This is a genomic window from Croceitalea marina, from assembly GCF_042684265.1.
GTDB lineage: Bacteria > Bacteroidota > Bacteroidia > Flavobacteriales > Flavobacteriaceae > Croceitalea > Croceitalea marina.
Map to the genome: position 1 here is coordinate 1 of NZ_JBHULB010000004.1, position 9,835 is coordinate 9,835.

Consider the following 9,835-nt stretch of genomic DNA (forward strand, 5'->3'; position numbering starts at 1 on the left):
GGTCTTGTACTTGCTCCGCCGTGATGTATTTTCCGGTTACATTGGAGATATAGGGTATCTCTGGTGAGTTTATGGCAATGCTTTTTACAGCTTCCTTAAATTCCGCTAACATTGGCTCCATCATGGCTGAATGAAAAGCATGGGAGGTTTTCAATATTTTGACAAATACACCTTCTTGCTGTAAGGCTTTTTCCAACTTTTTGACCGGCTCATGTGGTCCGCTCACAACACAGTTGTTGGGGCTATTGATAGCTGCAATGCTCAATTCCCCACCAAGGCGCTCCTTGACCTTGTCCTCCGGCAAAGCAACACTGAGCATAGAACCTGTTTCCAATTGGTCCATCAATGCGCTTCGTTTGCATACCAGGGTAAGGGCATCGGTCAAATTAAACACACCACTGATACAGGCCGCTACATATTCTCCAAGACTATGCCCGATCATCACGTCCGGCTCAATGCCCCATGCCATGAGCTGACGGGCCAAAGCGTACTCTATGGCAAACAGCAAGGGTTGTGTGTACTTGGTCTCGTTTATTGTATCGCTGTTCCCCGCTCCTTCCGTCTCATCCGGGAATAGATGGGCTTTCACCTCTTCGCCCATTTCTCTTCTCAGAATGTCAAGACACTTGTCCACTTCCTGCCTGAACACCTTTTCTCTCTTGTACAATCCGTATCCCATAGTGGCATACTGAGCGCCCTGTCCGGGGAACATAAAGACAAGTTCTTTGTTCCCGGTTTCTGAATACCCTGTATATACACCATTGGACTTGTTTAAGGCCTCTATAGCCTGTTCTTTGTTTTCACATACAACAGCAAGTTTGTGTTCCAAGGCCTTTCGCCCTACCTGCAGTGTATAGGCTATGTCGGCAAAGTTGGTCTCTTCCGTGTCCTGTAAAGACCGGACAAGGTTTTCTTTGTTTCTTAGCAAGGAGGATTCATGCTTGGCCGATAGCACCAAAAGCTGTTTTGTCCTACCCTTGCTTGTTTGAGCTGGCTCCGGGGCTTCCTCCAATATCACGTGGGCGTTTGTCCCTCCAATCCCAAAGGAACTCACTCCTGCAACGCGAGAATGTCCATTGGCCTCCCAATCCCTTAATTCTGTATTCACATAAAACGGACTGTTCTCGAAATCTATCTTGGGATTGGGCTTTTCGAAGTGAAGGCTCGCAGGGATTTGCTTGTGTTTTAATGCCAGCACGGTCTTGATGAACCCTGCTATTCCAGCAGCAGTATTTAAATGCCCTATGTTGGTTTTAACCGACCCTATGGCACAATACCTGTTTTTATCGGTATTGAATGCTTGTTTTAACGCCTTTATTTCAATCGGATCGCCCAGACTTGTACCTGTGCCGTGGGCTTCGATATATGTAATTCTATCCGCCTCTATTTCGGACATATAAATGGCATCTTTTATAACTTTTGCCTGTCCGTTATAGCTTGGAGCTGTAAATCCAATTTTATCATTACCGTCATTATTAATTCCTGTACCTTTTATAACCGCATAAACATGATCACCATCTCTTACAGCTTCATCATATCGTTTTAGAATAACCACGCCAACTCCATCTCCGGTCACTGTCCCGTTGGCATTGTGATCAAATGCTCGACAATGGCCATCGGAAGAACTGATCATTCCTTCCTGATACAGATATCCACTTTTATGTGGGAGATCTATTGATACACCACCTGCAATAGCCATATTACAATCTCCTGTTAATAAATCTTTACAAGCTCTATTTACAGCTACTAATGATGTTGAACATGCTGTTAATATTGATACACTTGGCCCTTTAAGATTCAACCTGTAGGAAAGTTGTGTTGTCAAGTATTCTCTAAAATTGAGCGATAATAACTGGAATGGATTTAGTTTTGCATCGAATTTTTCAAGTCTTCTTAACCAAGAAAAATTCATCGTTGCTCCAGCATATACTCCAACTAAGTACCTATCGAGATTTGTGATATATCCTGCATCTTCTAGCGCCTGCCATGTACATTCTTGAAAGATCCTAAGTTGAGGATCCATTGTCATCGCTTCAGCTGGAGTATAACCAAACAACTCATTGTCAAAATATTCAATATCTTCAATAAAACCTTTGGCCCTAACGTAGTTTGGATCATTCAGTAAATCCAATGGTATATCATTCTTCAATAACTCTTCTTCGGAAAACTTATATATCCCTTCCTTACCACCTTTTAAGTTTTCCCAGTACTCAGATACATTCTTTGCCCCTGGAAAACGTCCAGACATACCGATAACTGCTATCTCTAAACCGGTTTTTTTGCTGTATTTCATATTTTGTTAATCTTTGCAGGTTTTAAATTCTTCTTTTTAATAGTTTTTTATAGTTTTTCTTGCCAGCATCGATTTCATCATTCCTACTATCATCCTCGGTTAATTCTTTTCCCTTTATATAATCTGACAATTTTTTAATCGTTGTAAAAACAAACAAATCAACTATTTCAAGTTCTATATTCATTTCTTTCTTTACCGCACTATTCAATCCCACCACCTGGATCGAGGTAAGACCTAATTCAAAGAAATTATCATTGATACCTATTCGTTCATCTCCAAGAATTTCCTGAATGATCTTCACAAGTTTTTCCTCCGCTTCATTTGATGGTGCTTTATATTCTATAGCTTCTTGGCCATCTTTTAATTTAGGATCGGGCAGTGCTTTTCTATTTACTTTTCCATTAGCTGTGACAGGTACAGCTTCTATCATACTATAATGAGATGGCACCATGTAATCGGGCAATTTATCTCCTAAGTATCCACGTAATTCTTGTTCTAATCCGCTTAAATCGTCGCTATTTTCTACATTATTTTTATCTATTAGATAAGCGACTATTCTCTTCGTGTTTCGTATTTCCCTAACATCTACGACCGCTCTCTCAATCTTTTCATGTTCTTCTAATACATATTCAATTTCTCCCAGTTCTATACGGTAACCTTGAACTTTCACCTGAGTATCTTCTCTTCCTAGAAATTCAATATTTCCATCTGGCAGGTAACGTCCCATGTCTCCAGTTTTATACAATCTCTCATCAGTTTCAGGGAGGGTAATAAAACTTGATGTGGTCTTTTTTTTATCTCGCCAATATCCCACTGCTAGTCCTGTACCCCCTATGTACAAGTCACCTGTCACCCACAGTGGGCAGGTAGTTAAATCTGATTTTAACACATGAAAACTTTGATTGGATAATGGTTTACCGTATGGAATACTTTTCCACTCTGGATGCACTTGACGGATGGGGTAATAGATTGACCATATTGAAGCTTCTGTGGCTCCTCCTAAGCTGAATACTTCAATATCTGGACTTAACCTCTTTATTTTGTCGGGCAAACTCACAGGTATCCAGTCTCCACTTAACAGGATTTTTCTTAAAGGAGAATCTAAGTCTCTTTCACCTGCATATTCTACCAACATCTGCATAAGGGCAGGAACGCTGTTCCAAATAGTTATTTCTTCGTTCGTAATATAACGAGCCCATGCCCCCGGGTCTTTTTGCTCAGATGGCTCTGGGATTACAATGGTCCCACCAACTGATAACATCCCAAATATATCATAGACCGACAGGTCGAAACTCAAAGAAGAAATGGCGAAACAACTATCTTTTTCTGTTATGTCAAATCTGTTGTTTATGTCTAATATTGTATTTACAGCTCCTCTGTGGTCTATCACGACTCCCTTTGGGTCGCCAGTTGAACCTGAAGTAAATATTACATATGCCAAATCCTCAGATTTCTGATAATACTCTTGTTCAATTTCAAGGGTCTCTTCATACTTTATCTCGTCGAGTGCTAATTTTTTTAGATTATTAGATAATTTTAAGTCCTCAAAAACAGAGGATACACTTACGACGATCTCAACTTGACCAATTTCGATAAGGCGGGTTATTCTTTCTCGCGGTAAAGATGCTTCAATGGGTAAATAAGCAGCGCCTGAAAACTGAATGCCTAGCGCTGCAGCCACTTGCTCCCAGCCTTTATGCATTAAAATGGCAATGAGCTTATTTGGTTTAGCCTCTAGCTCCTTTAGCTTAGCTCCAATATTTTGGCTTATATTGTATAATTCACCATAGCTTAAAACTTTGCCATTTGATTTAACAGCTATTCGCTTTTGATTATTCCTTACCTGATCAACAAATAGTTCATGCATCAGTTTTGATGAGATAGGCGTAGAAGTGGCATTGGCTTCATTTTGTAATTCCTGTTGTTCATCTGGAATACTAATCGTATTTCTTTCTCCCCAAATGGCCTGATTCATTGACAGCGCATGTAACAATGATTCAAATGCCGTAAACATATCGTCAATCATACCTTCCGGAAACAAGCCCTCTACAAAGTCCCACTCAATATTGATACCTCCTTTATACTTGGTTATTTTATAGTCAAGCCAAACTTGTGAAGTCTGTGTTATTGAATAATCTTGTTGTATTTCGTCTAAAAGTTGCAACTTTTGTTCATTGGGTCTAAATGCTTTTTCGCTTTCATTATATTCACCGGTATCAAGACTTAATACACTAGTGACGACTACAGGAAAGGTTACAACCTCCCCTTTTATTCGTGATAGTTCCCGTTGGACTTCAACACCGCTAAAATGCTTGTGCTCAATGTCGTCCCACAGTTGGGCATGAGTAGCCTTTAACCTCTGGATGAACGTCTTAGTTGTTCGGTAGTCCATTTCTAAAATTGTAAGAGATGTAAAATCACCAATTACTTTATTCACGTCTTCATGCAAGGGCAAACGGTTGAACAAGGTGAGATTTAGTACAAAGTGATTATTCTTGCTCCATTTTTCAATGATCTGTCCAAAACATTCTATAAAAAATACAGTAGGAGTCACTTCTGATTTTTTAATACTTGATTGCAGCCTATCCCATATTTTCGCCTCAAGGTATAAAGTCCTTCTGTCGAACTTCGGACTTTTAATTTTCTTTGGAGACATTGCCAATGGCAACTCAGGTTTCTCTGGAAAATTCTCAATTCGGTTTAACCAATAATCTCGTGAATTTTGATATAATGCTGTATCTCTCATTGATTGTTCGGCCATTACATAATCCCTGAATGTGACTCCAATCGGCAGTAGTTTTTCGACTTGAGAATTATATAAAAACATCAATTCTTGTAAAAAGATATTCCCACTGGCTCCATCAAATATCAAGGCATCTATGCTGAAGTGGACTTTATAAGAGCCGTCCCAAAACCTACTTGTCCGTATATCAAACAATGGCCATGTGAAGCCGTCAAATATCTGATGCGAAAGCTCATTTCTTAATTGATAAAATGCTGCTTCGCCTTCGTGCTTAGACTTATTTCTCAGATTTAGCAACGGTATATTATAGGGTTCGACTTCTGCAAGAATTTTTTGTTGACCAGCTTCCGTTATCACCATCCGAAGCATATCGTGGCGTTTGATAAGAAAATTTAGGGCGTAATTGAATTTTTCAAGATCTAAATCCTCAAGATAGATCTCTATATAAGCATGTGTGCCAATATTACCTAGTGTATACATGTTACTGCGCCCCATTAAGTATGCCTGTTGTACATCGGTTAGCGGGAAAGGTTCATATTTATTCTCTTCATCATGAACAATTTCAGGAAGACTTACCACGGTCGTTTCTGTATTGCCTACTGCTATATTCGTAGTGTCTATCTTTTCTGATAGCTGTTTTATTGTTGGTGATTCAAACAGTGCTTTTAAGGGTAGGTCGCTGTTAAATTGAGATTTTATTTTCGAAAATATTTGTGTGGCAAGTAGTGAATGCCCATCTAACTCAAAGAAGTTATCATGAATACCTACTTTATCTACACCCAGGGCTTCTTGCCAAATAACAGCAAGCTTTTGTTCTGTCTCTGTTTGTGGCGCTACAAACTCAACTTTGGGTTCAATTGTTCCTTCAAGTTCTGGCAAGGCTTTTTTGTCTATTTGACCGTCCGCAGTAAAAGGCATCTTTTCCAGTCTCACAAATATTGACGGAACCATATGATCAAGCGATAATTTAGAAAGATCTTTTCTTAATTTCTCTACATTTAACCCATTGTCTGAAACAACATAGGCTACAAGTCTCTTGCTTCCGTCAGTATCTTCTTTAGCAACAAGCGCACAATCTTTAATTACCTCTATTTCGCGTACCCTTGCTTCAATCTTACCGAGATCTATTTTAAATCCTCTTATGCTCACCCGATCGTCAACTTTTCCGACAAATTCAATATTACCGTCAGGTAAATACTGTACTAAATCTTCTGTTTTGTATAATCTTGATTCAGCACCTTCGTCAAATGGATTTTCGATGGATTTTTCTAATTCTAATGCTGTTGTTTTTAAATATTCTTGTGCAGCCTGCTCACCTCCTATGTGTAATACACCTGGAACACCTAACGGAACTAGTCTGCTATTCTTGTCAAGAATATAACTGTCCTTTGGAAGATTAGTTTTTGTAGTATTTCGTACTGTTAGTATTTGCTCCTTTTCTTCAGGTGTTAGGATATCTAAATCAGAAATTTTAACTGTGGGATTAGAAATAATTGAGCTTACAAGAACTGTTAAATGTCCAATCATTCTTTCAATCCTGCCTTTTTCAAATAAATCTGTGTTGTATTCTATTCCGCCGACTAGTCCTGCCGCTGTTTCCGTAAAATTTAATGTTAAGTCAAACTTTGCAATAGTCGATTCTACCTTTACTGGTATTAAAGCCAGATCACCAAAAGACAGTTCTGATTGAGGGGTGTTTTGCAATACCATCATCACCTGGAATAATGGGGAATAAGATAAATTTCTCTCAGGTTGAATGATATCTACAACTTTCTCAAAGGGAATATCTTGACTAGCATAAGCATCAAGTGCAGTTTGTTTTACTTGTTTGAGTAAGTCAATGAAACTAATATCACTTCTTACATTGCTTCTTAACGCCAGGGTATTAACGAAAAAACCTAGTAATGGCTCTATTTCACTTCTGGTTCTGTTGGCTATTGGACTCCCCACGCAAATGTCATCCTGACCTGTATACTTGTTTAGCAACACTTTGAACGCCGACAATAACGTCATGAACAATGTCACATCGTTTTCTTTGCATAGGTTATTTAGCTTTTCTGTAATATTTTTATCTAAGCTAAACTGCAGGTTGGCACCATTAAATGTTTGTTCCTTAGGCCGTGTTTTGTCAGTTGGTATTTCAAGTATTTTCGTAGCTGATAATTTATTTTTCCAATATTCAGCCTGCTCTTTAAAAACATCGCCTTGTATTTGACCTTCTTGCCAATTGGCATAGTCTGCATATTGAATTTCAAGCTCAGTTAATGGACAAGGCTTGTCTTCGCTAAATGCTCGATATAATATTGAAATCTCTTTGAAAAATAGAGAAGATGACCAACCATCGGATATGATATGGTGTTGATTTAAGAACAGCGTATGTTCATCATCATTTATTTTGAAAAGAACTAATCGGATCAAACTATCACTTTCTAAATCAAAAGGTTTTTGTGATTCAATCTTGATTAACCTTTTAATTTCCTTATTGGCTTCTTCATCAGATAAATGACTTTGATCTATTGTTTGAAGTTTGAAGTTTGAGTCTAGATGAATAAGCTGTCGAGCTACATTATTAATAGTGACAAAATTGGTTCTTAAAACCTCATGCCTTCTAATTATTTCTGAAAACGTTTTTTCTAAAACGGTTTGATTAAGTTCCCCAATTAATTTAACCGCTCCAATGACATTATAATTGGCATTGCGTTCATACTGATCTATAAACCATAAGCGTTTCTGGGCAAAGGATAAAGGAGCCTGCTTTTTTCCAAACAAAGAGATGATATCTTGTTTATTCCCTCTTAACTCCTTAACTATTTTTTCGGTAATAATACCTTTTTCAGCCTTTATTTTTAATTTATCACCTTCGACATCAACGATAATTCCCTTTTTATTCAGCCGCTCTATAAATTTTATAGTATGTATCATTTCTTATAGTTTAAACTCTTCGATAGTAGATTCCTGATGGTCAGCAGCATCGTTTTCAAATGCAATTTGACCGATACTTCTTTTTTCTGCCTTTTTGATTGTTACGGACTCCTGATTTAGTTTACTGATGTCAATCTTCTTTGAAAGAGTTGCTATGGTATTACTATCAAAAAGCTCTTTTAAGCGTAGTTCATAATTAAATTCTGTTCGGATTTTTGAGATGACACGAGTTGCAAGTAGTGAATGCCCGCCTAGATCGAAGAAATTGTCGTGAATCCCTATTTTTTTAACATTTAGTACCTTAATCCAGATATCAACAAGTTTCTGTTCTATTTCATTTCGCGGTGCTACATACTCATTTGCTATTTGGATATTTCTTTCTGAGTCTGGCAGTGCATTTCTGTCCACTTTTCCATTCGTATTCAATGGTATTGTTTCCAAACGCACAAATGACGAAGGTACCATGTAGTCCGGTAAGATTCTTGACAAGTTTTCTCTTATTTCCCGCACATTGAGTTCTTCATCTGAGACAACATATGCGATTAATCTTTTATGGCCACCTACATCTTCCTTTGCAGTAACGATGCAATCAGTAATTGTGGCGATTGTATTTGTAGCGGCTTCTATCTCACCAGGCTCTATTCTAAATCCTCTTATTTTGACTTGGCTATCAATTCTACCAAGAAATTCTATATTACCGTCCGGTAGATATCTTGCCAAGTCACCTGTTTTATATATTCTTGAATTGGAATTGTCAATGAATGGATTTCTTATGAACTTGTTCGATGTTAATTTGGATTTATTAAGGTATTCTTTTGCTAATCCCGCTCCAGCGATGCACAACTCTCCAGATACACCTATGGGTACTAAATTCAAGTTGTTGTCCAGGATAAATATCTGAGCGTTAGCTATGGGTTTTCCTATAGCTATTGGCTCTTCTGAACTTTGAATTTCTTTTACAATACAACCCACTGTAGCCTCGGTGGGACCATATTCGTTTACAATCTTTATATCTTTGTTTATATCCTTTAAGGTCCGAACCTGATCGTTGCGCAGTTCTTCTCCACCAACAATAGCTAAACTCATTTGAGAGCTTTTTAACCCAAGTTCGGCTAACAATGAAATATGAGATGGAGTCAGTTTTACAGAGTCAATAGTTTCGCTTTTAAATATCCTAGTTGAGATATCTAGAAGTGTATCTTCTTGTTTAAACACTTCTAATGTTTTTCCCCTTAATAATGATAGAAAAATACAGGTGGTTGTTAAATCAAAAGATATTGATGTAAACAGTCCAAAATTACCTGTCTTATCATCATCAAAATAGTATCTCTTTGCCCATGATATGTAATTGACAAAGTTTCTGTGTTCTATCACGGTACCTTTGGGATTCCCGGTAGAACCAGATGTGTAAATAACATAAATTGGCAATTCGTCATTGACAGCGGTGTCTGTTTTTGCCTTAGAAATTTCAGCTTTAAGGATTCTATCTATATCGATAAAAATTCCATCTGTTTTTTCACCAATAACCGCCTTTGGTTTCGAATCTTCTAGCATGTAGTTTATTCTAGCTTCAGGATAATCAGTATCTATCGGGACATAGCCACCTCCTGCCTTTAGAATTCCTAAAATGGATATGATCATTTTCGCGGATCGGGTCTGATGAATTGCAATTAAATCGCCAGGGTGTATGCCAACATACTCTTTTAGGTAGTGTGCAACAGTATTTGCCTTTTCATTTAACTCACTATAAGTTAATTCTTGCTTGTTAAACACTACGGCAATATTGTTTGGAGTCTTTTTTACCTGTTCTTCAAATAAATCGACTATGGTTTTATCTTTTGGAAAATCAACCTTGGTGTCGTTAAACTCTTGGAGTA

Annotated in this window: 3 protein-coding genes; all 3 read right to left on the reverse strand. The window is 37.9% G+C overall.

Annotation, left to right across the window (positions count from 1 at the left end; genetic code table 11):
* A partial coding sequence (locus ACFSQJ_RS00970) for a type I polyketide synthase (RefSeq protein WP_377764876.1) occupies positions 1-2,293 on the reverse strand: 2,293 nt, incomplete at its 3' end.
* 22 nt (positions 2,294-2,315) lie between these two features.
* Entirely contained in the window at positions 2,316-7,958 is a 5,643-nt protein-coding gene (locus tag ACFSQJ_RS00975; RefSeq protein WP_377764877.1) for an amino acid adenylation domain-containing protein, read from the reverse strand.
* 3 nt (positions 7,959-7,961) lie between these two features.
* Positions 7,962-9,835, reverse strand: a 1,874-nt coding sequence (locus ACFSQJ_RS00980; protein WP_377764878.1) for a non-ribosomal peptide synthetase, incomplete at its 5' end; no start/stop codon positions are given.